The 538-nt window shown below is 74.2% G+C and carries 1 protein-coding gene; it reads right to left on the reverse strand.

Going from position 1 to position 538, the window contains the following annotated elements; translation table 11 throughout:
* The coding region (locus NUV94_06605; GenBank protein ID MCR4392422.1) for an adenine deaminase at positions 1 to 538 on the reverse strand (538 nt) is incomplete at both ends.

A 538-nucleotide genomic window follows, 5' to 3' on the forward strand; every position in this document is an offset into this window, starting at 1 on the left:
TCACTTGTCCCCCGCCCAGGCGGACGAGCTCCGCCACCGCGGCGCGCATGTCCTCATCGGTGGTGCCCACCACCACCACGTTGTGGCTGTCGTGGGCCACGGTGGACGCGAGCGCCCCCCGTCGGAGGCCGAACCCCTGGACGAGAGCGAGCCCCACGTTCCCCGTTCCGCGGTGCCGCTCCACCACGGCAAGCTTGAGGAGGTCCCGGTCCGGGTCGGCCACCACCTCGCCCCCTTCCAGGCGGGGCCTCACGTGGAATTCCTCGGTCACCACCTGGCCGGGGACGACCCGGATGGCCCTGGCCCTCCCCGCCCCAGCCGGGATGCTGAAGGAGAGCCGCTCCGCGTCCACGCGCACCGGTGCGCGCCCCTCCCCGCGCGGGGGCGCGGGCAGGTCCACGATGCACTCCCCGCCCGCGGCCACCTTCACCCCGGCCACGTACACCTCCTCCACCCGTACCCGCTGAAGGTCGGAAAGCACGGCGAGGTCGGCAGCGTAGCCGGGGGCGATCGCCCCGAGGTTCGGGATCCCGTACGC

The organism is Candidatus Acetothermia bacterium, from assembly GCA_024653305.1.
Lineage (GTDB): Bacteria > Bipolaricaulota > Bipolaricaulia > Bipolaricaulales > Bipolaricaulaceae > JACIWI01.